The organism is Eudoraea chungangensis (assembly GCF_029360665.1).
GTDB classification, from domain to species: domain Bacteria; phylum Bacteroidota; class Bacteroidia; order Flavobacteriales; family Flavobacteriaceae; genus Eudoraea; species Eudoraea chungangensis.
In genome coordinates, this window is the sequence record NZ_JARDUB010000008.1 from 39,573 (window position 1) to 64,907 (window position 25,335).

Below are 25,335 nucleotides of genomic sequence, written 5' to 3' on the forward strand. Positions count from 1 at the left end.
AGGTGTTTTTTAAACAACGTTTTGTCTTCTTATTTATTTTCTTCCGCAGATTCCTCAGGAGTCATTTGATCGTCAGATACAACTTCTTGTCCTTTTTTATCAAATTCTATTTCATGAGGGCGCTTACCGAATATTTTTTCTAAATCTTCTTTAAAGATAACTTCTTTTTCCAATAAGCGCTCGGCGAGAGCGGTAAGTTTATCTTTATTTACTTCAAGAACGTCTATAGCTCTTCTGTATTCCTCTTCAATAATTTTTGAAATTTCCTGATCTATTACTTGGGCTGTTTCTTCACTATAAGGTTTTGTAAACCCATATTCACTCTGCCCGGAATCATAATACGTTAAATTTCCAATTTCTTCATTTAGGCCATAAATGGTAACCATGGCCCTAGCTTGTTTTGTAACTTTTTCCAAGTCGCTTAGAGCTCCGGTAGAAATTTTGTTAAAAATGACTTTTTCGGCTGCTCTTCCTCCTAGGGTGGCACACATTTCATCTTTCATTTGTTCAGGACGGACAATAAGTCGTTCCTCCGGAAGATACCAGGCAGAACCAAGAGACTGACCTCTAGGGACTATGGTAACTTTTACTAATGGTGCGGCATGCTCTAACATCCAACTTACCGTAGCATGACCTGCTTCATGGTATGCTATGGTTTTCTTCTCTTCAGGAGTAATAATTTTATTCTTCTTCTCAAGACCTCCAACAATTCTATCCACAGCGTCGAGAAAGTCTTGTTTACTTACAGCCTTTTTTTCTTTTCTAGCGGCTATCAATGCTGCTTCGTTACATACATTGGCTATATCCGCACCAGAGAATCCAGGGGTTTGTCGGGCTAAAAAATCCAAATCCAAAGTTTCAGAAGTCTTAATAGGGCGTAAGTGTACTTCGAAAATTTCTTTTCTTTCTCTTATGTCAGGTAAGTCGACGTAAATCTGTCTGTCAAATCTCCCTGCTCTCATAAGAGCTTTATCTAATACATCGGCACGGTTAGTTGCTGCTAAAACTATGACATTAGTATTGGTACCAAAACCGTCCATTTCTGTTAGAAGCTGATTCAGTGTGTTTTCACGTTCGTCATTCGAACCGGTGAAATTATTTTTGCCCCTAGCTCTTCCTATAGCATCAATTTCATCTATAAATATGATGGCCGGAGATTTATCTTTTGCTTGTTTAAACAAGTCCCTCACTCTTGATGCTCCGACCCCTACAAACATTTCAACAAAATCTGAACCAGATAGAGAAAAGAAAGGAACCTTTGCCTCACCAGCGACTGCTTTAGCCAAAAGTGTTTTACCTGTTCCTGGAGGTCCTACCAATAAGGCTCCTTTAGGAATCTTACCTCCAAGAGAGGTGTATTTATCGGGGTGTTTAAGAAACTCTACTATTTCTTCTACCTCTTCTTTAGCTCCTTCCAAACCTGCTACATCTTTAAAAGAAGTTCTGGTATCTGTTTTCTCATCAAAAAGTTTTGCCTTTGATTTTCCAATATTGAATATTTGGCCTCCAGCTCCGCCTCCAGCGCCCCCAGACATTCTTCGCATCAGGTAAATCCAAATTCCAATAATAAGAACAAAGGGAAGAATAGAGAATAGTAATTCCATAAACATATTCGATTCCTTATCGAACTCAACTATAGTGTCTAGGTTATTCTCTTTTTTAATTTCCGTTATTTCATTTTGAAATATTTGAAGATCACCATAGTCCAAAACGTATTGCGGAACCGTCCCAGTAGAGGGGAATAATGGCTTTTCCGAAACATCTTTATGAACATCTTTCGCCAATGCTTCATCGGATAAGAAAACTTTCGCCTGATTGGTGTTGGTAATGATTAAAATTTTGGTAATATCCCCGTTTCTGAGATATTCCTGTAATTCCGAGGTAGTGGTTTTCTTTGTAGAAGTGAGATTATCACTTCCAAAAAATTGGAATGCAATTAAGAAAACTGCAATTAAACCATATATCCACCAACTACTGAATTTAGGCTTTTTTTGAGAGTTATTTTTATCTTTTGCCATTGTTTTTTTTTACTGATTAAAGCTTTGAACTACCGAAGTTACCTTTGCATCTCCCCAAAGTCCTTCTACATCATAGAATTCACGAATATGCTTTTGAAAAACGTGAACTACAACATTTACATAGTCCAAAAGAACCCACTCAGCATTTTCCGAACCTTCTACATGCCAAGGTTTGTCTTTGGTAGTTTTGCTTACCATTTTTTGTATAGAATTAACAATGGCATTAACGTGAGTATTAGAAGTGCCATTGCAAATAATGAAGTAGTCGCATACAGTGTTTTCTATTTCTCTAAGATCTAGAAGATTAATTTCTAATCCTTTTACTTCTTCGATGCCATCTAAGATAGAGGTGATTAACTCATCTGTACTGGCTTTCCCTTTCTGCATTCAAATAATTTAATTTCTACAAAGTTATTGTTTTTTTGTTTTCTTAGCTAATGCTTTTCGCATAACATTGCAGTAAAGAAAACAAGATCTGTTATGCAAATAATCAAACTTGATGCCACGGATTCAACTAATTCTTACCTGAAGAATCTAATTATGAAAGATTTAAAGGAAGACTTTACCGTTGTTGTTGCAAGATCTCAAAACAAGGGTAGGGGGCAAATGGGGACTAATTGGGAATCAGAGGAAGGTAAGAACCTGACATTTAGTGTCTTGAAGAATTTCACCGCTTTTAAAATAGTAGACCAGTTTGCTATAAACATTATTGTTTCACTTGCAATTTATGATTCTCTAGAAGCCCTTAAAATTCCCAATATTAAAATAAAATGGCCAAACGACATTCTGTCAGGCACTCAAAAAATTTGCGGTATTCTGCCAGAAAATACTGTTAAAAACGATTTGTTAAGTTCATCCGTGATAGGTATTGGACTAAACGTCAATCAAATTAATTTCAAAGTCCTACCGAAGGCCACTTCTTTAAAGAATATTACAGGATCAGATTACAATATTGAAGTAATTTTGAGTCTCATTTTAAAGGAAATGCAAAAGGGATTTAGGGCTTTGGAGGATAATACTATGGCAAGGTTGTATAGAGAATACGAAGCCAAATTATTTCGAAAAGATAAGGTATCTACCTTTAGAAGAAAAAATAAGGAAGTATTTACAGGAATAATCAGAGGTGTCAAAGCAACAGGTGCAATTCAAATAGAATTGGAAGACCATGTCTTTGAAGAATTTGCTTTTAAGGAAATAGAGTTGTTGTACTAATAAAATTGCAAACCAAAATACTGCTGTTCTTGTCTAAAGCAGTTAAATTTTAGATAAATTTTCTGTCAGAGCCCCGATAAAATTAGTGATTGGATTCTTTATCATCATTGCCATCATGGCATTAAATTCTCCTTCAAATACTAGTCCTACTTCGGTTTCACTTTCAGTAATTTCCATTAAATCGGCAGTTAGAGTAAATGGAAGCTTGTCACTTGCAGCCCCTAAAACAAGTTTGTTATAAGCCATTTGTTCTTTTCGTTTAAGCACAATTTGCGGCATGCCTTTGAGGGCAAATAGGAAAGTGTCCTGGTCTATTACCTCGAACTTGTCAATACTCTCTGGCATTAACTTTTCAAAGTTCTTTAAGTCAGTAATAAAAGCGTATACGTCCTTAATGTTTTTACTTACGATTCTTTTTTCGGATTCTATATTCATATTATTTGGATTCCCATTTAGAGGGGTTATTACGCCAAGCAATTAACGTAGTCATTTGTTCTTCTTTAATTTGATTTTGATTCGAAGCTTTTTCAATCAATGCGTCATAATCACTAAGTGTGTGGAGCTCTATTTCAGCTTCTTCAAAATTATGATTGGCTACTTTAAAACCATAGCTAAAAATTGCAATCATTCCTTTGATAACGGCCCCTTGTTCCTTTAAGGCTTTAACCGCATTTAGGCTACTCTTACCTGTGCTAATTAAGTCCTCGATGACTACGACGGTTTGGTTTGGATCTAGTTGTCCTTCTATCTGATTTTTTCTTCCATGAGACTTAGCCTCAGGTCTCACATAGACAAATGGCAGTCCTAAATAATCAGCAACCAACATGCCAATGCCAATTGCCCCTGTGGCTACACCAGCAATGACATCGGGCTTGCCATATAGATGTATTAGCTGTTTCGCCATTTCTTCACGAACATAGTTTCTTACAGGTGGGTACGATAAAATTATTCGATTATCGCAATAAATTGGGGATTTCCAGCCAGAAGCCCAAGTAAATGGATTTTCTGGTTTCAACTTAATTGCATTAATTTGCAGAAGAAGTTCTGCCGTTTGTGATGCGGTGTGCTTATCTAAAACCATCTCGCAAATGTATAAAGTTTTTGTCAAAGATGCCCCCTTGATTTTAACAAACAAGCTAGCAGAAAATGTAAATGGTGAATACTTTATGTTGAATACTGAGGCTATTGGTATTGCCATAGATAAGTTAATTAAGAAAAAGATTGACAAAGCCTTTATATATCATCCAAATAGTGAAGAAATCCTTAAAAAATTTACAAAGAAGATTCCGAAAGAAGTTGCAGCTGGGGGCGTAGTAACGAATAAGGAAGGTAAGGTTTTGTTTATTTATCGAAATGATAAATGGGATTTGCCAAAAGGTAAATTGGAAAAGGGCGAATCTATTGAAGAATGTGCTCTTCGTGAAGTAGAAGAAGAAACCGGGGTAAAGAACTTAAAGCTTGAAAATTTTCTTAGAATTACCTACCATATTTTTAAAAAAAATGGAGAATATAGATTAAAGGAAGTACACTGGTATGCTATGAGGACCAGCTATAAGGGGAAGCTTACTGGTCAAAAAAGTGAAGGTATTGAAAAAGTTAAATGGAAAGGGCCGCAAAAAATTCATAAGGCTCTGGAGAACTCTTACACAAATATTAAATTACTCTTCTCGGAGTGATTTGATTTATCACTACTTTTTTATTCGGACCGTAGAGGGTACCAAAACCGTATAATCGCCCCCATTTCTTATCACATCTCTTACAATTGATGAACTTATATACGACTTTCCCGAAGAGGTGAGTAGAAAAACCGTCTCAATCTCTGACAGTTTCCGGTTGGTATGTGCAATAGCCTTTTCGAATTCAAAATCTGCAGGATTTCTAAGGCCTCTTAAAATATAGTCGGCCTCTACCTTTTTGCAAAAATCTATAGTTAAACCCTTGTAGGTTTTTATTCTAATTTTAGGTTCCTTATGGAACGCTTCGTTTAAAAATCCTAGCCTTTCTTCCAAGGAAAACATGTATTTCTTATCGGCATTCACGCCTATGGCAATGATTATTTCATCAAAAAGAGAAATGCCTCTGGAAATGATATCATAATGTCCTAGAGTAATAGGGTCAAACGATCCTGGGAAGATGGCGCGTTTCATTTTATAAGGTTTAATGCCTAAAAGTACTGAATTTACTGCAAAGCCTCTTCAATTGCACTTTCAAAAAGCTCGGAAAGCGTTATTCCTGCTTTCTGGGCTTGTTGTGGGAGTATACTTTCTTCAGTAAGTCCGGGAGTGGTATTCATCTCTAATAAATACGGGGTGTCTCCTAAAAAGATAAACTCACTTCTGGTAAATCCTGTCATTTTTAAAATGGAATAAATTTTCTTCGCACAAGATTTTACATTTTCTTCCTGAGCCTCTGATATTCTTGCGGGAGTAATTTCTTGAGATTTACCTTCATATTTGGCTTCATAGTCAAAAAAATCATTGTCGGTAACAATTTCCGTTACGGGAAGTACTTTAAGTGCTCCCTTATAAGTTATTACCCCAACGGAAACTTCAGTCCCTTCTAAAAAGGACTCTATAAGAATCTCATTATCCTCTTTAAAAGCCTTTGTAATGGCCTTATTCAGTTCTTCTTTTTTGTAAACCTTTGAAATTCCAAAACTACTTCCGGCTTTATTGGCTTTTACAAAGCAAGGAAGGCCAACCTTTGTTATAATAGCATCTTCTTTTATACTATCCCCTAAATTTAAATAGTAAGAATCTGCCGTCTTTATCCCATATGGTTTTAGAGTACTGAGAAGATCTCTTTTATTAAATGTCAGGGCTGCCTGATAATGTTCACAGGCAGTTTGTGGTATATTTAATAATTCAAAATAAGCCTGTAAGAGCCCATCTTCCCCGGGCGATCCGTGAATAGCGTTAAATGCGCAATCGAAATAAATAACTTCTCCTTGGTAGTTGATACTAAAATCAGCTCTGTTGACAGGGAACTCTTTATTCTCTTCGTCTAAATAAAGCCATTTCTCCCTGGTTATTAGAATTCTATAGACATTGAATTTAGCATTGTCTAAATATTTAAAAACAACATTGCCACTTTTAATGGAAATTTTGTGCTCACTGGAATGCCCACCCATCAGAATAGCAATATTTTTTTTCATATCATGTTATGATTAACAAATTCTAGTACCTGAAAGACAAATATCAAGATTTTACCGTAAATATAAAACGATAGGGTTTTCTATCTTTACAAAATATTAGTAGCGAAATGAGAAATTTTATAAACTTTTTAAAAAGTAAGACCTTCTTAATAAATATTGGCTTGGCCATATTAGCGGCTGTTGTGATAACATTTGGGGTTCTACAATGGTTAAAAAATTCTACGAATCACGGAGAATTTGTAGAGGTTCCAGATTTGGCTAAGTTGTCGGTTCAGGAGGTACGTGGCATTGTTAAAGAAGCGAACTTGCGTTATGAAGTTCTAGATTCCGCAAATTTTAATCCTAATTACCCAAGATTTTCTATAATTGAACAAGAACCCCCTGCGGGAAACAAAGTCAAGGAAAATAGAAAAATCTATATTACTGTAAATCCATCAGGTTATAAAAAAGTTACCATACCAAAGATTATTCAGGTAACGCAGAGAAATGCAGGATCTATGCTTAAAGCCGTTGGTTTAGACGTGGAACGAATTACTTATATAGACGAATTAGGGAAGGACATGGTCTATTATATAAAGTATAAAGGAAAGACTGTGAATCCCGGAGACAAATTGCCCAAAACTTCTAAAATAGAGTTAGTCTGTGGAAACGGTACAATTCCAGGGCAGGCTAAGGTTAAGGCAGATTCAGAAAACTAGATATGTCAGAAAAAAAAATAGAAGCTAGCGAAGAGGAACTCTTTGAACACTATAGTTTTACAGCTTCTAAGGGACAAGATCCGCTGAGAGTGGACAAGTTTTTAATGAATTTTATTGAGAATGCTACGAGAAATAAAATTCAACAAGCTGCCAAAGATGGTCATATTTGGGTAAATGACACGATTGTTAAACAGAATTATAAAGTAAAGGCCGGGGATGAGGTAAAGGTACTCTTTGAACACCCCCCATATGAGTTGTTACTCTCTCCTGAAGACATTCCACTGGAGATTCCGTATGAAGATGATTCTTTGCTTATTGTTAACAAACCAGCCGGAATGGTTGTTCATCCTGGGCATGGAAATTATTCAGGAACCTTAATTAATGCCTTGCTATTCCATATTGAAAATTTACCTGCCAATTCAAATGAAAGACCAGGACTTGTACATAGAATAGACAAAGATACTTCTGGCTTATTGGTGGTAGCCAAAACCGAAGAGGCCATGACCCATTTGGCAAAACAGTTTTTCGACAAGACGAGCGAGAGAGAATATATTGCTTTGGTTTGGGGTAATGTAGAGGAAGATGAAGGCACCATCGTTGGTGCAATTGGGAGAAATCCGAAAAACCGCTTACAGATGCAGGTATTTCCCGAAGGGGAACAAGGAAAGGATGCTGTAACGCACTATAGAGTTATAGAAAGATTGGGCTATGTAACACTTGTTTCTTGTCGGCTAGAAACCGGAAGAACACATCAGATAAGGGTGCATATGAAGTTTATTGGACATACCTTGTTTAATGATGAAAGGTATGGCGGAGATAAAATTTTAAAAGGGACTTCGTTTACAAAATACAAGCAGTTTGTAGACAATTGTTTTAAAATATTGCCAAGACAAGCCCTTCATGCCAAAACTCTTGGCTTTATACACCCGGTTACAGGAAGGACCATGCGTTTTAGCTCAGACTTGCCGCAGGATATGACCGACTGTATTGAAAAATGGCGACATTATTCCAAACATTCCTTTTTGTCATAAGAATATTTGATAGGAGTATTGATAAGTCTTTCTCTAAATGAGGCTAAAATCTAATAAATCCATATTATTTTTATCCTAAACTATAGAACTGATGAAGATTGTTATATCACCGGCAAAATCTTTAGACTTTGAAAGAGACCTGCCCTTAGAGAGATATTCCGAACCAATGTTTTTAGATCGTTCGGTCAGACTTAATAAGTTATTGCAAAAGAAAAGTCCCAGGGTACTTTCAAGATTGATGGGTATCTCAAGTGATCTGGCTAATTTGAACTGGGAGAGAAATCAGAAGTTTACACTACCATTTACCCCTGCCAACGCCAGACAGGCAGTTTTCGCCTTTAATGGCGATGTTTATCAAGGTTTGGACGCCTATAGTCTTAAGGAGGATGAACTGACTTCCCTCAATGACAAATTGCTTATTTTATCTGGATTATATGGTGCTTTAAGACCACTAGATTTAATTCAACCTTATCGATTGGAAATGGGCACCTCTCTAAAAGTAGGTCGAGCAAAAAACCTATATGAGTTTTGGAAACCAACTTTGACCTCCTTTCTAAATGATCAGCTGGAGGAGGATGAATTGTTTATTAACCTTGCCAGTAATGAATATTTTACAGCAATTGATCGTAAGAAATTAAAAGTTCCGGTAATCACGCCTGTATTTAAGGATTGGAAAAATGATAAACTGAAGGTAATTAGTTTTTTTGCAAAAAAGGCTAGGGGTTCTATGGTTCGATATATAATTACCTCTGATGTACAGTCTTTGGAAGCACTAAAAGGCTTTAATCTGGATGGTTATATTTATAGTAAGGAACATACATTAAAAGAGAACGAACCCGTTTTTATCCGATAGAATAAAATGTAATTTGCTCCGTTTATACAGTAAGACAAATACCTTTAAAGCTGTTTAGATGAAAAGATTTGGTATTCTATATATTGTGATTATTGCTGTATTCTTAAGTTGTACAGATAGAGATGATAACCTAGACTCTATTAACATAAGAATAAAGAACGATAGTGATATTCTTTTCAATGAAGTGCAAATTGGGGACAATGAAGAAGTATATGAGAATGTGGAATCAAATTCTTACTCAGACTACCTAATTTATGTGGAAGGGTTCACTGCGAATACCATCTACATTACCGCAGGAGAAGAAACCTATCGCTTTACCCCCGAAAATATGGATGGGGAGATGGAGCTTCCTATTGGCTTGTATACCTACAAGCTAAATCTTAATGCCGAAGGCGAAGTGCTTTTTGAATTTGTCATCGACTAATTGTACTTGCTTCCGAAATGCTATTTACCTGAATACCATATTCAACATTCACTTCTTTCAGAATTTCCGGCGCATTTTTTTATCTTTCTGCTTGATTAGTATTTAAAAGCACCTAGGAGTTGTTTCTGCATTCACACCCATACCCACCTTTTATTGATGAAGATTCTACTAGATTAATAGTGGGGACCTTGCCTCCACCTAGATTTACTACAGGACTTTTAAAGGAAGGAGATGTAGATTTCTGTTACGGTAGCAGAGATGGTCAGCTATGGCGGATTCTAGATCGGATATATAGCCTTGAATTAGTATATGAAACCTCTCAAAGAGCGATTAGACAGCGTAAGGAGTTTTTAAAAAAACAAAAAATTGGAGTTTGTGACATTGTAGAAAGTGCCAAGCGACATAAAATAGATGCTTCTGATCTAGGAATGCAAGATGTAATTTTGCGCGATATTTTAAGCTATTTAAAGAAATATGAAAAAGTGGATACTTTGATATTTACAGGTGGAAATAGTAAGAATGGACCCGAGTATTTTTTTAGAAAAATTCTAAAAGAAAAAAGAATACCATTAGAAGTAGTGGATGATCAGGTACCTAGAAAACATAAGTTTCTTTTGGAAGCAAAAAAAAACAGAATTATACATACTGTGTCTTTAACTGCACCCTCTGGTGCCGCAAACCGAGCGGTAGGCAGCCTATTGGCCTTTAAAAGGGTAAAATCGGTTAACCCAAATTACAATACTTTTGACTTTAGAATAGACCAATACCGGCCAGTTTTCATGGATAAAATGTCGTACTAGGCGTATTTATCTCCTCTAAGAATAGCCCATCTTTGCTATACTTTCCGCAGTAGTAAATCTAAATACTCTTGTTAATTTTCTTTTTGGAGAAAGTTATTTTGTGATTTGACTTTTTTTCTGTGTTTATATTCTGAATAATGATGATCTTTGAGAAGAACTGAATAATGTTTCCCAAGAAATTAATATGGCGTTTTCCTGCCTTAAGGCCTTAGTTTTATGCATCAAATTGAAAGACTAGAAGAGTTTAAAAAATCTGTGACTAATAAGTTTTATGTCTATAATAGCTTATTTCTTAATTTACCATATCGGAATATTGAAAATGTTGGTATTCTTATACCACTGCTTTTACATCAGTGCGAAGAAGGCCTAAGCTCTGGTAAGAACCCAGAACAAATCTTGGAGTTATTCTTTCATAAATACGCCAACTTACCCAGCGAGAAAGAGCAAATAGACTTTATGTTCCGGATAATTCAATATGTAGAAAGGCAGGTTGTGCTTTATGACAGTGTGGAAGATGCTGCTTTTCCGAAATTACATGAGCATACAAACTCCTTATCCATAAAAGATTATTTCCAGCTGGTTAATAAAAACAAAAGTTGGGATAAAATAGCTAAGAAACTATCTACTTTCAGTGCTAGGATTGTACTAACTGCCCATCCTACACAGTTTTATACTCCTGCAGTCCTTGATATAATAGAGGAATTAAAAAGACTCATCTTAAAGGATAGTATTAATGACATAGATGTTGTATTGCAACAATTGGGTTTAACTTCTCTTATAAATTCAAAAAAGCCTACTCCTTTAGATGAGGCCAAAAACATTATCTATATTCTTCGAAATGTATATTATGATGCGGTAGGTAGCCTTTTTTCGTATATCAAGAGCAATATAGACAATGATTCATTTGATAATTACGATATCATTAAACTTGGCTTTTGGCCAGGTGGTGATCGTGACGGCAATCCATACGTTACTGCTGAAATAACGGAAAAGGTAGCTGATGAGCTGCGCATCAATCTAATGAAGTGCTATTATAACGACCTAAAAAGTCTTCGTAAAAAGTTGACATTTAAAGAGCTTCGACCAAGTTTAAATAGTCTCAGGGATCAGTTGTATGTGGCGATGTTCGACCCCAAGGCGTTCATAAATTATACTGATATTATTAACCCACTTATAGAAGTAAGGGATCTTCTAAAAGATAGATACAATAGTTTGTATATAAATGATCTGGATATTTTAATAGATAAAGTAAGAATATTTAAAACACATTTTGCTACCCTCGATATACGGCAAGACCATAGTAAACACTTGTTGGTACTAGAATCTATCCTTAAAAAGCAGGGTATAATAAAAGAGTCATTGGAGGAAAAATCGCAAGATGAGCTCACCAAGATATTACTTCACTCAGACCTCCAAATTGCTCCAAGGGATTTCAAAGACGAATTAGTTAAAGATACATTGATAAATGTTGGGCAATTAAAGAAGATTCAGCAAAAGAATGGAGAGGAAGGTTGTAATCGATATATTATTAGTAATTCAGAGGATATTTTTTCTGTACTAATTGTATATGCTCTGTTTAGGTGGTGTGGATGGAAAAGTGATGCAATTACCTTCGATATTATTCCCTTATTCGAAACTATGACAGGCATGGACCAGGCCGAAGCAACCATGCAAACTCTTTTTAGTTTGCCAGAATACAGGCAACATATAGAGCGTCGGGGAAATAAACAGACCATAATGTTAGGTTTTTCTGATGGTACAAAAGATGGAGGCTACTTAAAGGCTAATTGGTCTATTCTAAAGACAAAAGAAGTTTTATCGAAAGTATGTAAAAACAATGGAGTACAGGCCCTGTTTTTTGATGGGAGGGGTGGGCCGCCTGCCCGGGGAGGTGGAAAGACTCACAGGTTTTATGCTGCACAGACAAAAGATATAGCTAATAATGAGATTCAGTTAACAATTCAGGGCCAGACCATTACGAGTACCTATGGCACCAAGGAACAGTTTATGCACAATTCCGAACAGCTACTAACTGCTGGTCTATCTAATAATTTGTTTGGAAAAGAAAATGTTATTTCCAAAGACTCCAGAAAGCTCTTAGAAGAATTAGCTGCGCTTAGTTTTGAAAAATATGATGCCTTAAAACAGCATGAAAAATTTATCTCTTATTTAGAGAACAGAAGTACTTTAAAGTATTATACCAAGGCAAATATTGGTAGTAGACCAGGAAAACGGGGGAAAAAGGCTAAACTAGAACTCACGGATCTCCGGGCTATTTCATTTGTGGGTTCATGGAGTCAGTTAAAGCAAAATGTGCCAGGGTATTTTGGTCTTGGTACGGCAATCCAAACCCTTAAAAATGAAGGTAGATTAAAAGAGGTTAAAAAGTTGTACAGAGAAGTTCCGTTTTTCCAAACCCTTATGCTTAATAGTATGATGTCTCTATCGAAGTGTTATTTTGAACTTACTTCCTATATGAAAGAGGATGCTGAATACGGAGATTTTTGGAATATATTACATGATGAGTATTTATTATCTAAAAAAATGCTGTTAGAAATAAGTAGCTCAAAAGTACTGATGGAGAATGAGGCCGTTTCTCGTGAATCTATAAAGATAAGGGAGAGTATTGTATTACCATTATTAGTAATACAGCAATACGCTCTTTTTCAGATTAGTCAAGATTCACCACATAAAGCCGAATATGAAAAAATAGTAACCAGATCTTTATATGGGAATATTAATGCGAGTAGAAATTCGGCTTAAGCTGTTATTAATTATACCTCTATCTCAATTGCCTTTTTGCTAAGATTTAATTCATATTTGTGCTAAGAATGCTATAGAAAGCCTCAATGCCATAGGCTATTTGTGCAATCTTTAGGTTCTCATTTGGGCTATGTTGGTTATTATCCGGATTTACCATTGGTACCAGAAAAGCCGGAATATTAAGTTCGTTAATGAATGGCGCTATTGGCACCGTACCTCCCATGATTCTTATTTGAACTACTTCTTCTGAGAAAGCTTGTTGAAGAGTATTTGCAATGAAAACCCCATATGGGTTGTCTAGATTAGTTCTAAAGGCACTGGTAACAGAACCTTCTGTTATAGTAACAATACGATCGTATTTAAGCCTGTCTGCCTTATTTGGCACCCTATCTAATACTTCATATCCTTGCTTTTCCACATGCGTTTTTACTAATGCCTTAAGTCTATTTCCATCTGTTTCCGGAACTAAGCGAATATCAATTTCTGCGGTGGCACTGGCCGGAACTATAGTTCTAGCCTTATCACCAACCCAACCCGAAGAAAGACCTCTGACATTTAAAGAAGGATATTGCAAAGACTCCTGATAAAAACTACCTACTTTCTCGGCCCTTTTAATTTGTAATTTTTCATTTATTTCGGCCGTGTTATCGGGAACATTTTGAAGAACTTTTAGTGTTGGACCATTGACTTCTATTCCATCGTAATATCCGTCTATCAATACCCTGCCATTTGAATCTTTCATGCTCGCGAGAATCTGCGATAATTCAAATCCAGGATTTGGCGCATAGTTTCCATAGTGGCCGCTGTGTTGCGGAAGTATAGGACCATAAGTAGAAAGGGTCAAGGTAGTTATTCCTCTACATCCATAAACTATGGTGGGTTTTCCAGAACTGTGCACCGGGCCGTCTGAAATAATCAAAAAATCTGCACTGAGAAGCTCTCTGTAATCTTTCACCGCCTGGGGTAAAGGAGCACTGCTTCTTTCTTCTTCACTATCTAAAATAATTTTAATATTAAAAGGTAATACTACTTCGTTTTTTTGGAGTAAGTCAATCGCATTTAAAAACATTACAATAGGACCCTTGTCATCTGAGGTAGACCTACCAAACAAACGCCAATCGTAGTTGATGTCATCCTTAAGACTATTAAATGGTATGGTCTTCCATTCACCTTCTTCTTCGGTTTTTAATACCACTTCATAGGGATTGGGTTGGTCCCACCGGGCGGGGTCTACAGACTGTCCGTCAAAATGCATATAGAACAAGATAGTAGGTTTTTCATCCTCCATAGGTAAGGAGGCAAAGAATAAAGACTCCCCTGAGGTGGGAAGAATAGATGAGTTAAATCCTCTGGCATTGAATTTTTCTGTTAGCCAAGTCAAATTTCTATTGATATCAGCATGCTGAAGGGCATCATTGGGTATTGCCACAAACTCAACAAGTTCGTCAATACTATGCTTAACCTGTGATTTTAAATCTATTTTCTGCGCAAAAAGACTTCCTGAAAATAAAACAATGGCAAGTGTGCTAAAGTATTTCATACTTTTAATTAGTTGGTTTTTAAATGTAGGGATTCTATTTGTGGGAAGCTCTTTTTATTCTAAAAAAAATAAATAATAAAAGCAAAAGAAATGGGAGCCCATGGAAAAGCAAATCAAACCAATCCATTGGTTGCATTCCAACAGCCCCTCCTGCAAGCCATTTTAATTTTCCCCAAAGATGAGGTTCAGGAAAATAGGGGGCAAGTCCTAAGGTAAGACATAAGATTAAAATCAGCTTTCCATACTCTAATATTTTAGCCATTTTTACCTGATCTTCTTTATAAAATCTGCAATTCCTATAACACCATCGTTGTTTAACATTTTAATAAATGCAGAACCTATAATGGCTCCTTTGGCATATGTTGTTGCTTGTTTAAACGTCTCCGCATTACTTATTCCAAATCCTACTATTTGTGGATTATTCAAATTCATTTCTTGAATACGATGGAAGTATTTCGCCTGCTTATCTCCGAACCCATCCTGTGCCCCTGTGGTGCTGGCAGAACTTACCATGTATATAAATCCCTTCGAAGCAGCGTCTATTTCGTTGATTCGTTTCACACTAGTTTGTGGTGTAATAAGAAACATATTTAGAAGGTTGTATTTCTTAAAGATAGATTCATATTCGTTCTTATAAACATCTAAAGGAAGGTCGGGCAGAATTAAACCATCAATTCCAATATCTGCACAGTTTTTGCAGAATGCTTCAACACCATATTGCAAAACGGGGTTAAAATATCCCATAATGATAAGGGGTATTGAAATGGTATTTCGAACGGTTTTTAGTTGCTCGAATAAAACTTCTGTATTCATACCATTTCTTAAAGCCTTTGTAGAACTCTGTTGGATAGTAGGTCCGTCTGCCAAAGGATCGCTAAATGGCAGTCCAATTTCTATCATATCAACTCCTGCTTTTTCTAAAGCTTCCATAATAGGCACGGTATCGTTTAATTGTGGATAACCCGCTGTGAAATAAATAGAAAGAAGATCTTGTTTTTCTTGTAGTTTAAGCTGTATTCTATTATTCATTCTATTTATAATTTAAAATAATCAATATAGGTTTGCAGGTCTTTATCTCCTCTTCCAGAGAGATTTACCACAACGACGTCTTCCGGTTGAAATTTTTTGTGCTCAAAAACTGCAAATGCATGAGAAGTCTCAATGGCAGGGATAATTCCTTCCAACTGGGAGACCAGAAGTCCGGCCCGCATAGCTTCTTCATCGTCAATAGAAATAAATTCTCCTCTGCCGGAGGTATAGAGATGTGCATGCATAGGTCCTACACCGGGATAATCCAGTCCGGCCGAAATAGAATAGGGTTCTGTTATTTGACCGTCTTTTGTTTGCATCAATAGTGTCTTACTGCCATGAATGATACCAATTTTTCCCAGAGCCGAAGTTGCTGCGCTTTCTCCTGAATGAATTCCTTTACCTGCGGCTTCAACAGCAATAATCCCAACTTCTTCATTGTCTAAAAAATGGTAATATGCCCCGGCTGCGTTACTACCCCCGCCAACACAAGCTACAACATAATCGGGATCGGTTCTTCCTTCTTTCTCTTGTAATTGTATTTTAATTTCCTCAGAAATAATAGATTGAAACCTAGCTACCATATCTGGATAGGGATGAGGTCCAACTACCGAACCAATTATATAGTGTGTGTCCTCTGGATTATTGATCCAGTCCCGTATGGCCTCATTGGTTGCGTCTTTAAGTGTTTTACTGCCAGATTTTGCCGCCCGTACTTCTGCCCCTAACATTTTCATTCTTGCTACATTTGGTGCTTGCCTTTTGATATCAATTTCCCCCATATAGACGACACATTTAATACCCATAAGCGCACAAACTGTGGCTGTTGCCACACCGTGCTGGCCAGCTCCAGTCTCAGCGATGATTCGATTTTTTCCTAGTCTTTGCGCCATTAAAATTTGGCCTATTGTATTATTTACTTTATGAGCTCCTGTATGGCACAAATCTTCTCTTTTGAGATAAATTCTGGCATTGTAATTTTCAGAAAGTCGTTTGGCATAATATAGAGGAGTAGGTCTGCCAACATAATCTTTTAATAAAGCCTCAAAATCCTTCCTAAAGGATGGCTCATTCATGATTTTAATGTAATTCTCTCTTAATTCTTCGGTATTAGGATAGAGCATTTCGGGAATATAGGCTCCTCCAAACTCTCCGTAATATCCTTTATTATCTGCATTATAACTCATAGCTTAATTTTTATGTATTGCGGATATTTTATTTATAAAACTTTCTATTTCTGCTATCTTTTTTACTCCTGGTTGTTTTTCAAATTTACTGTTTATGTCTAAGGCATAACAGTATTTTGCCATGGGAGATTTTAAAAAGCCATCTATTTTTTCCAAGTCATTCGGACCAATCCCTCCACTAAGGAAAAAGGGTTTTTTAGAGGGGTAATTTTGCAGTAATGACCAGTTAAATTGTGAACCATTTCCACCGGGTAATTTCCCTTTGGTATCAAAGAGAAAGAAATCACAAACCCTTTCAAAGGGAAGCAATTTGTCAAAATTAAAACTGTCTTTCAGTTGGAAGACTTTTATGATATTAATTTCCAACTTTCTCTCAAGGATTTCCTCTTTTAGGCTTTTGCAAAATTGAGGGGATTCTTTCCCGTGAAGTTGTATGGCTTGTAAATCATAGAGACTAATTTTTGAAAGAATCTCGCCAATGGACGCATCTACGAAAACACCAACTTTTTCAATGTTCTGATTTAAATCCGGTAATGGGAGATTAAAAAATCTTGATGATGGTTCCCAGAAGATAAAGCCCAAGTAATCAGGCAATAGACCAGCTACTTCCAGAACATTTTCTCCCATTCCGCAAACTTTTAATTTCATTTGTTTAGTTCCTTAATAAATTGATAGGCATTTTCTCCAGGATTTTTGGTGCGCATAAAATTTTCACCAATTAAAAAACCTTTAAATCCTGCTGCTTTAAGTCCATTAATTGCGTCTATGGAACTAATACCACTTTCGGAGACTTTAATATACTCTTCAGGAATATGTCTGGCCAACTCATAACTGGTTTTTAGATCTACTCGAAAGGTTTTTAAATTCCTATTGTTAACACCTATCATGTCTATTTCCGGAAGAATAGACTTCTGTAATTCTTCTTGGTTGTGCACCTCTAAGAGAACATCCATTTCTAAACTCTTTGCCGTTTTAGAAAGTTGTTCTAGTTCTTTTTTATCCAGAATAGCCGCGATTAGCAAAATAGTGTCTGCTCCAAAAGACTTCGCTTCAATTAATTGGTATTCATCAATAATAAATTCCTTTCTTAAAAGAGAGGTGTTTACAGAGGCCCTAGCTAGGACTAAGTCGTCCAAGGAGCCACCAAAGTACTGCCCATCAGTTAAGATAGAAATTCCGGATACTCCGGCTTTTTCATAGGCCTTAACTACTTCAGAAACACTTAAACTCTGATTGATAACCGACTTTGACGGCGATCTTCTCTTGTGTTCTGCTATAATCCCGGAGGTACTTTTATTTAGTTCCTGGGACATTGATATTGTCTTCCGTTCAAAAAGTCTGGAAGCCTCCAAGGTTTTAATTGGGACTACTTCTTTTTTAAGAGCTACTTCAACTTTTTTACTCTTTACTATTTTATCCAGTATATCCATTATAAACTTAGTTCTTGTAATTTTTTTAAGGCTTGTAGGGCTTTCTTGCTTTCTAGCGATTCTTTAGCCTTTTCAAATCCTTCTAAAGGACTTATTTCTTCGGCAGTGGCAATCGCCATTCCCGCATTGGCACAGACAACATTATTCTGAGCCTCCGTACCTTTTCCTTGTAGAATATTCAGAAAAATTTGAGCGGATGTGTCCACACTGTTTCCTCCTTCTATATCTCTAGAACTTACTTTTTTTACTCCAAAATCAATAGGCTCTAGCATACTCTCTGTAGCATTGGAAATTGTTTTGGTGCTACCTGTTAAGGAGATCTCATCGTATCCATCCAAGGCGTGAAGTATGGTGAACTTTTTATCTGTATTCTGATAGAGGTAGCCGTATATCCTAGCCAGCTCTAAGTTAAAAACACCTACTATTTGATTTTTTGGAAAGGCCGGATTAACCATTGGTCCCAGCATATTAAAAAAGGTTTTCACTCCTAATTCCCTTCTAATCGGGGCAACATTTTTCATAGCCGGATGAAATAAAGGAGCGTGTAAAACACAGATCCCAGCCTCTTCTATAGATTTTTTGAGAAAGTCTTGGTCTTTGCTAAACTTTATGCCCAAAAACTCCATAACATTACTGCTTCCACAGGCAGAAGAAACTCCATAATTTCCATGTTTGGTAACTTTTATTCCGGCACCTGCCGTTACAAAGGAGGCCAGCGTGGAAATGTTAAAAGTATCTTTTCCATCTCCGCCAGTTCCGCAAAGGTCAATAGGATTAAATTCGGATAAGTCTACAGACAGACATAATTCTAGAAGTGCATCCCTAAATCCTTCTAATTCTTCAATTGTGATACTTCGCATCATATAAACCGTCAGGAAAGCAGCTATTTGGCTGTTGTTATAATTTCCTTTCGCAATGTTCACCAATACCTGTTTGGCATCTTCTTTGGAGAGAAGATCGTGGTTTATTAATTTGTTTAATACGGTTTTCATATTTCTATGTTTATAGCTAAAGGATTAAAATTAAGAGTCTAACCAGTTTTTTAGTAGTTGTTTTCCCAGAGGGGTTAAAACCGATTCTGGATGAAATTGAACCGCTGTAATATTATGGGTACGATGTCTTAGGGACATTAGTTGACCATTTTCATCAAAGGCAGTAGCAATAAGTTCCTTGGGAAGCTTGGGGTCAACAACCCAGGAATGGTATCTTCCTACGGTTATTTCATTGGGCATTCCTTTATAAATAGGATCATCCGCGGCGATACTGATTTGAGTTGCAACCCCATGATAAACTTTATCCAGATTAATTAATTTTCCACCAAACACTTCGCCGATCGCCTGTTGCCCAAGACAAACACCAAATATTTTTTTTGTTTTGGCGTACTTTTTAATAATTGTTTTAAGCAAGCCAGCCTCCTCGGGAATACCGGGCCCAGGGGACAATACTAAATTGTCAAAATCTTCTACCTCCTCCAGCCTTAATTGATCATTTCTCTTAACTTCTACTTCACAGCCTAAGTCTTCCAGGTAGTGAACCAGGTTATAGGTGAAACTATCGTAATTATCTATTACCAGTACTCTTTTCATTGTTTTTATTTAAATAGTTTCAGCTAATTCCAAGGCCTTATTAAGGGCACCAAGTTTATTATAAGTTTCTTCTAATTCTTTGTCGGGATCAGAAGCGGCAACCAAACCGGCTCCAGCCTGGAAATAGAGTAAATGATCTTTACTTAGAAAGGTTCTAATCATTATGGCATGATTAAAGTTTCCTTCAAAATCCATAAAACCTATCGCTCCTCCATAATAGGCCCTGTTGGTGACTTCATATTTGTCAATTAGTTGCATTGCCATATGTTTAGGAGCTCCACTCAGCGTTCCTGCGGGAAACGTATCTGCCACGACATTCATTGTTGGTATTTCACCCTTTTTCTGACCGGTTACCTTCGAAACCAAATGAATTACATGTGAAAAATATTGAACCTCTCGATAGTTCTCTACATTAACTAGGTTGCCGTTTCTGCTCAGATCATTCCTGGCTAGGTCTACCAGCATTACGTGTTCGCTATTTTCTTTATCGTCTTCTGTAAGTTGTTTTGCTAATAGGGCATCTTCTTCATCATTTCCGGTTCTTTTAAAGGTACCGGCAATAGGATGGATTTCTGCTCGATTGTCTTTTACGATTAATTGTGCTTCGGGCGAACTTCCAAAAATTTTAAATCCACCGTAGTCAAAGTAGAATAGATATGGAGAGGGGTTTATGGATCTCAGCGCTCTATAGACATTAAATTCATCTCCTTTAAATCCTTGTTCAAATCTTCTGGACAATACAAGTTGAAAAACATCTCCTCGTTTGCAGTGTTTCTTGGCAAAACGTACATGTTCTTTATACTCCTCATCTCTAAGATTGGAGCTTAGCTCGCCGTCTCTCTCAAAAGAATAGGTGGCAAAATTTCTAATATTTAATAATTGTTCTATTTCACTGATGTTGTTTTCGGTATTATAGCAATGCGCAAAAATGTAGGCTTCATTTTTAAAATGATTAATGGCAATGATATTTTGATATACTGCATAATATATATCAGGGATGGCTATTTTCTCTTTTTTTGGGGTAATTTCAATATCTTCAAAATAACGGACTGCATCATAGGAAAGATAGCCAAACAAACCATTATTGATGAATTTAAACTCATTTGCCGTTGATTTGAACAGCAAACTGAAGTCATGAAGTTCCTTTACCACAGTGGTTTTATCCTTTATGTCAGATTCCGAAGAGGTATGGTCAGGAAAGGTTTTTGAGATTTGTTCATTTTCTACCTTAATTGAAGCAATAGGATTACAGCAGATATATGAAAAAGTGTTATCGTTTGCTCTATAATCACTACTTTCTAGTAAAATACTGTTTGGAAATCTATCTCTAATTTTTAAATAGACACTTACAGGCGTAATAGTATCGGCAAGTATTTTTTTATAATGCGTTTTTAATTTATAGGCCATAATGGGTTTTTATTTCAGCGAACAATTCGTTTAAAAAGTAAAAAGGCTTGTCGTGATAGACAAGCCTTTTTAAATAGTATAACTACAATGGTGCTTAGATCACGACGTTTGACGTAATAAGTTCCACCACCAAGTATTTACTATTGTTTTTTTCATTGAGTCAAATATATAAAGGAATTTGATAATTGCAAATGAATTTTAAGGAAATATAAGTCTTGGGGGTTTTAGTTTACAAATACCTGTATTGTGTTTTTGCATTAGAACTTTAGCTCTAACCTTTCGGATCTGTACAAGATATCTGTTTGTCCCCAATTACCCGTTTGCCCATAATTCCGAACTTCAGTACTATTTTCGTTTTTGAAATACAAAGAGGCTTCAAAAACTTCTTCCCTTGTAGCATAGTCTACCTCTACAATTTTGCCATGAAGAACTGCTCCCCTAGTTAGGTATCCCGAGGTAATTAAGATATTATTTTCTTCGGCAAGATAATCTACATCTCCAATAATGGTTGAGAAGAATTCTTCCCCTCTTTGTTTTCCATATTGCCAAACCTGTTCTACTGTTTTGTCTGCTTCGTTTATTTTGTATTCTACTGCCCGCGAGTAGTGTACCTCATTGTTGTAATTTCGATACGTACCATTGTCAAAAACCAATAGATTGTCATTTGGTAGTATAACAGGCGCATGCATACCCCAAGGAAAATCGAAACTCTCACTACTTTCGGTACCTTCCTGAACATTTTTGGGATAGGCAACTCCTTTAGAATTTACTGCGGTTAATAAAAAGGATTTGGTTTCAAAACCATCTCCATTTCTACCAGATTTACCCCATTTTCTATTTGGAGCTATGATCCATTGAAGAGAATCTTTCCATGAGAGCTTAATCAATCCTTGATTTTTTCCTGAAACTATTATAGAGTTATCTTTATCATCAAATGCCAGGCCATTCATGTGCAACCAATCCCCGGGTCTAAAAAAGTTTAGTTCATTTCTGCTTACATCCAAATTTTTGCCCAAATCCCAAACTTTGACAATTTTGGATTCTTTACGATTGAACACCATTACAAAATCACTGTCCGATTGTACCATCTTATCGTCTAATCTAATAAACTGCCTTCTAATTCCCACACAAATCAGCAAATTGCCATCCGGTAACTCAACGACATCGTGATGCATCCCAAAGTTATTGTCTATCTCGGTTTCCTTTAATAGTTTTCCCAACATGTCGAATTCGTAAATAACATGCCTGCTAACCATTAGTATCGTACCATCTTTTAGGCGCTGAAACGGGCTTACCATTTTTCCTGCAAAGCTTAAATCCAAATACCATCTTACCTCTCCTTCATCATCAAAAAATAAGGGTCCCGATTTAAACTTTCCATTGTTTGCAAAATGAATATCGCAGGCGTGTATTCCTGGAGCCATTTTATCTCGATTAATCTTATTTATTTTAATATCGGGAAAATAACTTGGGGTTTTCTCCGTCTTTATTTCTATGGTGTCTAAAACTTGTCCTCCCTCAAAATCTAGAGTAATCGCGACTTTATTTAATCGGTCTGGATAGAGTCCTAATACTGGGATTTCTAATTTTTTTGAGTTTAAATTAAAACTATGTTCTATTGGATTATTACCCAAAACCTTTATCGTGGCATTACAAGGTTTATCTGCATCCACTGTCACTAGTGCCGTCAATGGAGATATTTTATAAGGATTCAAGGTAGAGTCTATGGAGTATTCGAGTTGAGATCCGCAACTACTTAATATTAGTAGTGCCAAAATTAGCGAATACCATGTAAAAGGTATTGTTTTTAAGGACATTGTCAATTTTTCATCAAAAATAAAACTTTAGATCCTATTTAGTTACTCTTTTACATCGAAAATAGTTTCCTTGGCCGAAAACATATACTGGTTTAATAGGTAATAGCAAGACGCAAGTACTTTTAAAAACAAAAAATCCTGAATACAATTTCTGTATCCAGGATTAATATGCATAAGGGGGTGACTTAGAATTCTAAGTCGACTACCAAGTCAAATTCATCGTAAATAGTTTTGTCGCCCAAATCATCAAAGAAACTTCCAGAACCATATTTTACATCATACTGTGCTCTGTCAACTTTTAAAGTTGCAGTTGCCTTGCTTCCATATACAGAAACATCAAAGGTTACAGGCTTTGTAATTCCTTTCACTGTTAAGTCTCCGGTTACTTCATAGGAATTTTTTCCAGTAGCTTTTATATTTTTAAACACAATAGAAGAGGTTGGAAATTTTTCAACACCAAAGAAATCATCCGACTTTAAGTGACCTTCCAGTTTTCCCTTGTATTCTCCTTCTAAATCGGTAGATACCAATGAAGTCATATCTACTTCAAATTCTCCGCCACTTAATTTTCCATCTTCGAACATTAGGGCACCAGATTTTAGGTCTACAGTTCCGGTATGTGAGCCAGTAACTTTGTAGGCCTTCCAGGTCACGGTGCTTTCACTAACTTTTACATCTTTCTTTTCTTCTTTTACGGGGTTGTTAGCTATAGCCAAACCACTAAATACAACAGTCATTGCAATACTTAATATACTCTTTCTCATTTTTCTTGTTTTTAAATTTGTTAAAGGTTTATATATGTGTAAATAATTCTTCTTTGGGAGCACGTACTTTTTTATAGTGTTGTGTCTCGTCTTCTTGTGCTCTATAACCAAGAGCTACCACTACAGAGGCGTTCAAGCCTTTTTCGTCGAGATTCAGTAGCTTGTTATAAGCTTCCGGTTCAAAGCCCTCTAATGGACAGCTATCTATCTTCAGGGACGCTGCGGCAGAGAGTAAATTTCCCACGGCCAAATAGACTTGTTTAGCTGTCCATTGGGCTTTTGTGTCCTTTGGAAGCTGCAGGAGTTTGGATTTCATGAAGTCTCCATAACCCTCCAATCCCTTTGCGGGAATATTTCTCGTTTCACTTACATTGTGAAGATAGCTGTCTATAAGCTTGGAATTAAAATCAACTTGATTTGCAAATACAATTAGATGGGATGCGTCGGTGATTTGACTTTGACCCCATGAAGACGGTTTTAATTGTTTGCGTAAATCCTTATCGGTAATTACAAAAACATGATAGGGTTGTAGTCCATAGGAGGATGCACTTAGCCTTATGGCTTCTAAAACCTCTTCTAGGTCGTCCCTAGAAATTTGACGTTCACTATCAAACTTTTTAGTGGCATACCGCCATTTTAGGTTGTTATTATATTCGTTCATTTTCATTAAAATTTATCTAATAAATTATTCAATTCTTGTAATTCGTTGTGGGTGAACCCAGAAGTTAGGTCCTTTTCTTTCTGTGATATTATGGCGTCCATTTCGCTTAAAACTTCTTTGCCACTTTTCGTAATGGTAATCTCAATTTTTCGTCTGTTCGTTTCACATATTTCTCTAGCCACATAGCCTTTTAGTATTAATTTGTCTACTAAGCGACTTGTATTACTCATCTTACTCACCATTCTGTCGTTGAGAGTATTCAGGTTAGCGGGCTTCTTAGCCTGTCCTCTTAAAATTCGCAAAACGTTAAATTGCTGAATAGATACTCCAAAAGGTTTCAGCGCACTTGCCATCTGTTCATTTATCATATTCTGAACCAGTAATAGGTGTATTATAGTTCGCCGTACCAAAGGTAACTTCCGTTCTGTTTTAATGATTTCTTCTACATTCATGTTTTTACAACAATTGTATATACAAATGTATATCTAATTTTAAATAATTTTATATATGAGCTACTAAATTTGTGTTAATTTTTACGGCGACAAGACTTGCACTTTTTATGTTGCTAATAATAACTGTAGTTCGTAACTTCGATCTTAATTTTTAGAATTAGAAAATTACCATGGCAGATTTATCACAAGAAGATTGGGTAGAACAGTTAGCGAAGGATGACGATTCTTTTATTTTAGATGTACGCACTCCAGAAGAAATTGAGCAAGGACAAATTGCCGGCGCTCACAACATCAATATTTATTTAGGACAGGAATTTATGGATGCTTTAGAAAAGCTCGATAAAACCAAAAATTATTATGTCTATTGTCGCTCAGGCCAAAGAAGTCGGCAAGCATGTGCTCTTATGAATTCTATAGGAATTGATAATACACATAATTTATTGGGAGGTGTTCTGGAATGGGAAGGCGATCTCGTATAGTTTACTGAAATAATATTCCGCATTTGCTTT

28 protein-coding genes are annotated in these 25,335 nt (G+C 36.3%); 9 read left to right on the forward strand and 19 right to left on the reverse strand.

The window, feature by feature from the left end:
• Positions 1 to 29: 29 nt before the first annotated feature.
• A complete protein-coding gene (ftsH, locus tag PXG98_RS16065) occupies positions 30 to 2,018 on the reverse strand; it encodes an ATP-dependent zinc metalloprotease FtsH (RefSeq protein WP_276392837.1) in 1,989 nt (662 codons plus the stop codon).
• A gap of 9 nt (positions 2,019 to 2,027) precedes the next feature.
• Entirely contained in the window at positions 2,028 to 2,405 is a 378-nt protein-coding gene (gene rsfS / locus PXG98_RS16070) for a ribosome silencing factor (RefSeq protein ID WP_276392839.1), read from the reverse strand.
• Positions 2,406 to 2,498: 93 nt separating this feature from the next.
• On the opposite strand from rsfS, the gene PXG98_RS16075 reads away from it, so the two are divergent.
• Positions 2,499 to 3,230, forward strand: coding sequence for a biotin--[acetyl-CoA-carboxylase] ligase (locus tag PXG98_RS16075; protein WP_276392841.1), 732 nt, complete (start codon positions 2,499 to 2,501; stop codon positions 3,228 to 3,230).
• A gap of 42 nt (positions 3,231 to 3,272) precedes the next feature.
• On the opposite strand, the gene PXG98_RS16080 is transcribed toward PXG98_RS16075, so the two are convergent.
• Both PXG98_RS16080 and pyrE read right to left on the reverse strand, forming a co-directional pair.
• Positions 3,273 to 3,665 carry an SRPBCC family protein gene (locus PXG98_RS16080; protein ID WP_276392843.1) on the reverse strand — a complete coding sequence of 131 codons (393 nt, stop codon included), beginning with the start codon at positions 3,663 to 3,665 and terminating at the stop codon, positions 3,273 to 3,275.
• Position 3,666: 1 nt separating this feature from the next.
• The gene (gene pyrE / locus PXG98_RS16085) at positions 3,667 to 4,311 is read right to left on the reverse strand and encodes an orotate phosphoribosyltransferase (RefSeq protein WP_276392845.1); all 645 of its coding nucleotides are present in this window, start codon (positions 4,309 to 4,311) and stop codon (positions 3,667 to 3,669) included.
• Positions 4,312 to 4,318: 7 nt separating this feature from the next.
• Between pyrE and PXG98_RS16090 the strand changes: the two genes are divergently transcribed.
• The gene (locus tag PXG98_RS16090; protein WP_276392846.1) at positions 4,319 to 4,906 is read left to right on the forward strand and encodes an NUDIX hydrolase; all 588 of its coding nucleotides are present in this window, start codon (positions 4,319 to 4,321) and stop codon (positions 4,904 to 4,906) included.
• Between the two features lie 12 nt (positions 4,907 to 4,918).
• Here PXG98_RS16090 and coaD read toward each other — a convergent pair whose 3' ends face one another.
• Both coaD and PXG98_RS16100 read right to left on the reverse strand, forming a co-directional pair.
• The gene (gene coaD, locus PXG98_RS16095) at positions 4,919 to 5,377 is read right to left on the reverse strand and encodes a pantetheine-phosphate adenylyltransferase (protein WP_276392848.1); all 459 of its coding nucleotides are present in this window, start codon (positions 5,375 to 5,377) and stop codon (positions 4,919 to 4,921) included.
• Positions 5,378 to 5,409: 32 nt separating this feature from the next.
• Positions 5,410 to 6,384, reverse strand: coding sequence for a D-alanine--D-alanine ligase (locus PXG98_RS16100; RefSeq protein ID WP_276392849.1), 975 nt, complete (start codon positions 6,382 to 6,384; stop codon positions 5,410 to 5,412).
• Positions 6,385 to 6,491: 107 nt separating this feature from the next.
• Here PXG98_RS16100 and PXG98_RS16105 point away from each other — a divergent pair, with 107 nt between their 5' ends.
• The 6 genes from PXG98_RS16105 to PXG98_RS16130 all read left to right on the forward strand — a co-directional run bounded on the left by PXG98_RS16105 (position 6,492) and on the right by PXG98_RS16130 (position 12,953).
• The gene (locus tag PXG98_RS16105) at positions 6,492 to 7,082 is read left to right on the forward strand and encodes a PASTA domain-containing protein (RefSeq protein ID WP_276392850.1); all 591 of its coding nucleotides are present in this window, start codon (positions 6,492 to 6,494) and stop codon (positions 7,080 to 7,082) included.
• A gap of 2 nt (positions 7,083 to 7,084) precedes the next feature.
• Positions 7,085 to 8,113 (forward strand): RluA family pseudouridine synthase, encoded by a 1,029-nt coding sequence (locus tag PXG98_RS16110; protein ID WP_276392851.1) that lies wholly within the window; start codon positions 7,085 to 7,087, stop codon positions 8,111 to 8,113.
• A gap of 91 nt (positions 8,114 to 8,204) precedes the next feature.
• A complete protein-coding gene (gene yaaA, locus PXG98_RS16115) occupies positions 8,205 to 8,966 on the forward strand; it encodes a peroxide stress protein YaaA (RefSeq protein WP_276392853.1) in 762 nt (253 codons plus the stop codon).
• 58 nt (positions 8,967 to 9,024) lie between these two features.
• On the forward strand, positions 9,025 to 9,390 hold the full coding sequence (locus tag PXG98_RS16120; RefSeq protein ID WP_276392854.1) for a hypothetical protein: 366 nt from the start codon (positions 9,025 to 9,027) through the stop codon (positions 9,388 to 9,390).
• 119 nt (positions 9,391 to 9,509) lie between these two features.
• Positions 9,510 to 10,190 carry a uracil-DNA glycosylase family protein gene (locus PXG98_RS16125; protein ID WP_276392855.1) on the forward strand — a complete coding sequence of 227 codons (681 nt, stop codon included), beginning with the start codon at positions 9,510 to 9,512 and terminating at the stop codon, positions 10,188 to 10,190.
• Positions 10,191 to 10,406: 216 nt separating this feature from the next.
• Positions 10,407 to 12,953: a phosphoenolpyruvate carboxylase gene (locus PXG98_RS16130; RefSeq protein ID WP_276392857.1), complete on the forward strand. Its 2,547-nt coding sequence runs from the start codon at positions 10,407 to 10,409 to the stop codon at positions 12,951 to 12,953.
• A 46-nt stretch (positions 12,954 to 12,999) separates the two neighbouring features.
• Here the strand turns inward: PXG98_RS16130 and PXG98_RS16135 are convergent, their stop codons facing one another.
• From PXG98_RS16135 to PXG98_RS16195, 13 genes are all read right to left on the reverse strand, one after another.
• Positions 13,000 to 14,493, reverse strand: coding sequence for a M20/M25/M40 family metallo-hydrolase (locus tag PXG98_RS16135; RefSeq protein ID WP_276392859.1), 1,494 nt, complete (start codon positions 14,491 to 14,493; stop codon positions 13,000 to 13,002).
• 34 nt (positions 14,494 to 14,527) lie between these two features.
• Entirely contained in the window at positions 14,528 to 14,755 is a 228-nt protein-coding gene (locus PXG98_RS16140; RefSeq protein ID WP_276392861.1) for a hypothetical protein, read from the reverse strand.
• Between the two features lie 2 nt (positions 14,756 to 14,757).
• The gene (gene trpA, locus PXG98_RS16145; protein ID WP_276392863.1) at positions 14,758 to 15,522 is read right to left on the reverse strand and encodes a tryptophan synthase subunit alpha; all 765 of its coding nucleotides are present in this window, start codon (positions 15,520 to 15,522) and stop codon (positions 14,758 to 14,760) included.
• 5 nt (positions 15,523 to 15,527) lie between these two features.
• Positions 15,528 to 16,709: a tryptophan synthase subunit beta gene (trpB, locus tag PXG98_RS16150; protein ID WP_276392865.1), complete on the reverse strand. Its 1,182-nt coding sequence runs from the start codon at positions 16,707 to 16,709 to the stop codon at positions 15,528 to 15,530.
• Positions 16,710 to 16,712: 3 nt separating this feature from the next.
• Positions 16,713 to 17,357 carry a phosphoribosylanthranilate isomerase gene (locus PXG98_RS16155; RefSeq protein WP_276392866.1) on the reverse strand — a complete coding sequence of 215 codons (645 nt, stop codon included), beginning with the start codon at positions 17,355 to 17,357 and terminating at the stop codon, positions 16,713 to 16,715.
• Entirely contained in the window at positions 17,354 to 18,139 is a 786-nt protein-coding gene (trpC, locus tag PXG98_RS16160; RefSeq protein ID WP_276392868.1) for an indole-3-glycerol phosphate synthase TrpC, read from the reverse strand. The genes PXG98_RS16155 and trpC overlap by 4 nt, the downstream gene beginning before the upstream one ends.
• Positions 18,139 to 19,131 (reverse strand): anthranilate phosphoribosyltransferase, encoded by a 993-nt coding sequence (gene trpD / locus PXG98_RS16165; RefSeq protein ID WP_276392870.1) that lies wholly within the window; start codon positions 19,129 to 19,131, stop codon positions 18,139 to 18,141. Before trpD ends, trpC begins: the two co-directional genes overlap by 1 nt.
• A 30-nt stretch (positions 19,132 to 19,161) precedes the next feature.
• Positions 19,162 to 19,725, reverse strand: coding sequence for an anthranilate synthase component II (locus tag PXG98_RS16170; RefSeq protein WP_276392872.1), 564 nt, complete (start codon positions 19,723 to 19,725; stop codon positions 19,162 to 19,164).
• Positions 19,726 to 19,734: 9 nt separating this feature from the next.
• On the reverse strand, positions 19,735 to 21,132 hold the full coding sequence (locus PXG98_RS16175) for an anthranilate synthase component I family protein (protein WP_276392874.1): 1,398 nt from the start codon (positions 21,130 to 21,132) through the stop codon (positions 19,735 to 19,737).
• A 257-nt stretch (positions 21,133 to 21,389) separates the two neighbouring features.
• Positions 21,390 to 22,949 (reverse strand): aryl-sulfate sulfotransferase, encoded by a 1,560-nt coding sequence (locus PXG98_RS16180; RefSeq protein WP_276392876.1) that lies wholly within the window; start codon positions 22,947 to 22,949, stop codon positions 21,390 to 21,392.
• A 185-nt stretch (positions 22,950 to 23,134) separates the two neighbouring features.
• Complete coding sequence (locus PXG98_RS16185) at positions 23,135 to 23,713, reverse strand: YceI family protein (RefSeq protein ID WP_276392878.1); 579 nt, start codon at positions 23,711 to 23,713, stop codon at positions 23,135 to 23,137.
• Between the two features lie 28 nt (positions 23,714 to 23,741).
• Positions 23,742 to 24,374, reverse strand: a complete 633-nt coding sequence (locus PXG98_RS16190; RefSeq protein WP_276392879.1) for an NAD(P)H-dependent oxidoreductase — start codon at positions 24,372 to 24,374, stop codon at positions 23,742 to 23,744.
• Between the two features lie 5 nt (positions 24,375 to 24,379).
• Complete coding sequence (locus PXG98_RS16195; protein ID WP_276392881.1) at positions 24,380 to 24,826, reverse strand: MarR family winged helix-turn-helix transcriptional regulator; 447 nt, start codon at positions 24,824 to 24,826, stop codon at positions 24,380 to 24,382.
• A gap of 170 nt (positions 24,827 to 24,996) precedes the next feature.
• Here PXG98_RS16195 and PXG98_RS16200 point away from each other — a divergent pair, with 170 nt between their 5' ends.
• On the forward strand, positions 24,997 to 25,305 hold the full coding sequence (locus PXG98_RS16200) for a rhodanese-like domain-containing protein (RefSeq protein ID WP_276392883.1): 309 nt from the start codon (positions 24,997 to 24,999) through the stop codon (positions 25,303 to 25,305).
• The last annotated feature ends 30 nt before the right edge of the window (positions 25,306 to 25,335 follow it).

What these genes read in the sequence shown, in the direction of transcription:
- ftsH (WP_276392837.1), bottom strand. Translation starts at nt 2,018, where the DNA reads ATGGCAAAAGATAAAAATAACTCTCAAAAAAAGCCTAAATTCAGTAGT.
- rsfS (WP_276392839.1), bottom strand. Translation starts at nt 2,405, where the DNA reads ATGCAGAAAGGGAAAGCCAGTACAGATGAGTTAATCACCTCTATCTTA.
- PXG98_RS16075 (WP_276392841.1), top strand. Translation starts at nt 2,499, where the DNA reads ATGCAAATAATCAAACTTGATGCCACGGATTCAACTAATTCTTACCTG.
- PXG98_RS16080 (WP_276392843.1), bottom strand. Translation starts at nt 3,665, where the DNA reads ATGAATATAGAATCCGAAAAAAGAATCGTAAGTAAAAACATTAAGGAC.
- pyrE (WP_276392845.1), bottom strand. Translation starts at nt 4,311, where the DNA reads ATGGTTTTAGATAAGCACACCGCATCACAAACGGCAGAACTTCTTCTG.
- PXG98_RS16090 (WP_276392846.1), top strand. Translation starts at nt 4,319, where the DNA reads ATGTATAAAGTTTTTGTCAAAGATGCCCCCTTGATTTTAACAAACAAG.
- coaD (WP_276392848.1), bottom strand. Translation starts at nt 5,377, where the DNA reads ATGAAACGCGCCATCTTCCCAGGATCGTTTGACCCTATTACTCTAGGA.
- PXG98_RS16100 (WP_276392849.1), bottom strand. Translation starts at nt 6,384, where the DNA reads ATGAAAAAAAATATTGCTATTCTGATGGGTGGGCATTCCAGTGAGCAC.
- PXG98_RS16105 (WP_276392850.1), top strand. Translation starts at nt 6,492, where the DNA reads ATGAGAAATTTTATAAACTTTTTAAAAAGTAAGACCTTCTTAATAAAT.
- PXG98_RS16110 (WP_276392851.1), top strand. Translation starts at nt 7,085, where the DNA reads ATGTCAGAAAAAAAAATAGAAGCTAGCGAAGAGGAACTCTTTGAACAC.
- yaaA (WP_276392853.1), top strand. Translation starts at nt 8,205, where the DNA reads ATGAAGATTGTTATATCACCGGCAAAATCTTTAGACTTTGAAAGAGAC.
- PXG98_RS16120 (WP_276392854.1), top strand. Translation starts at nt 9,025, where the DNA reads ATGAAAAGATTTGGTATTCTATATATTGTGATTATTGCTGTATTCTTA.
- PXG98_RS16130 (WP_276392857.1), top strand. Translation starts at nt 10,407, where the DNA reads ATGCATCAAATTGAAAGACTAGAAGAGTTTAAAAAATCTGTGACTAAT.
- PXG98_RS16135 (WP_276392859.1), bottom strand. Translation starts at nt 14,493, where the DNA reads ATGAAATACTTTAGCACACTTGCCATTGTTTTATTTTCAGGAAGTCTT.
- PXG98_RS16140 (WP_276392861.1), bottom strand. Translation starts at nt 14,755, where the DNA reads ATGGCTAAAATATTAGAGTATGGAAAGCTGATTTTAATCTTATGTCTT.
- trpA (WP_276392863.1), bottom strand. Translation starts at nt 15,522, where the DNA reads ATGAATAATAGAATACAGCTTAAACTACAAGAAAAACAAGATCTTCTT.
- trpB (WP_276392865.1), bottom strand. Translation starts at nt 16,709, where the DNA reads ATGAGTTATAATGCAGATAATAAAGGATATTACGGAGAGTTTGGAGGA.
- PXG98_RS16155 (WP_276392866.1), bottom strand. Translation starts at nt 17,357, where the DNA reads ATGAAATTAAAAGTTTGCGGAATGGGAGAAAATGTTCTGGAAGTAGCT.
- trpC (WP_276392868.1), bottom strand. Translation starts at nt 18,139, where the DNA reads ATGGATATACTGGATAAAATAGTAAAGAGTAAAAAAGTTGAAGTAGCT.
- trpD (WP_276392870.1), bottom strand. Translation starts at nt 19,131, where the DNA reads ATGAAAACCGTATTAAACAAATTAATAAACCACGATCTTCTCTCCAAA.
- PXG98_RS16170 (WP_276392872.1), bottom strand. Translation starts at nt 19,725, where the DNA reads ATGAAAAGAGTACTGGTAATAGATAATTACGATAGTTTCACCTATAAC.
- PXG98_RS16175 (WP_276392874.1), bottom strand. Translation starts at nt 21,132, where the DNA reads ATGGCCTATAAATTAAAAACGCATTATAAAAAAATACTTGCCGATACT.
- PXG98_RS16180 (WP_276392876.1), bottom strand. Translation starts at nt 22,949, where the DNA reads ATGTCCTTAAAAACAATACCTTTTACATGGTATTCGCTAATTTTGGCA.
- PXG98_RS16185 (WP_276392878.1), bottom strand. Translation starts at nt 23,713, where the DNA reads ATGAGAAAGAGTATATTAAGTATTGCAATGACTGTTGTATTTAGTGGT.
- PXG98_RS16190 (WP_276392879.1), bottom strand. Translation starts at nt 24,374, where the DNA reads ATGAACGAATATAATAACAACCTAAAATGGCGGTATGCCACTAAAAAG.
- PXG98_RS16195 (WP_276392881.1), bottom strand. Translation starts at nt 24,826, where the DNA reads ATGAATGTAGAAGAAATCATTAAAACAGAACGGAAGTTACCTTTGGTA.
- PXG98_RS16200 (WP_276392883.1), top strand. Translation starts at nt 24,997, where the DNA reads ATGGCAGATTTATCACAAGAAGATTGGGTAGAACAGTTAGCGAAGGAT.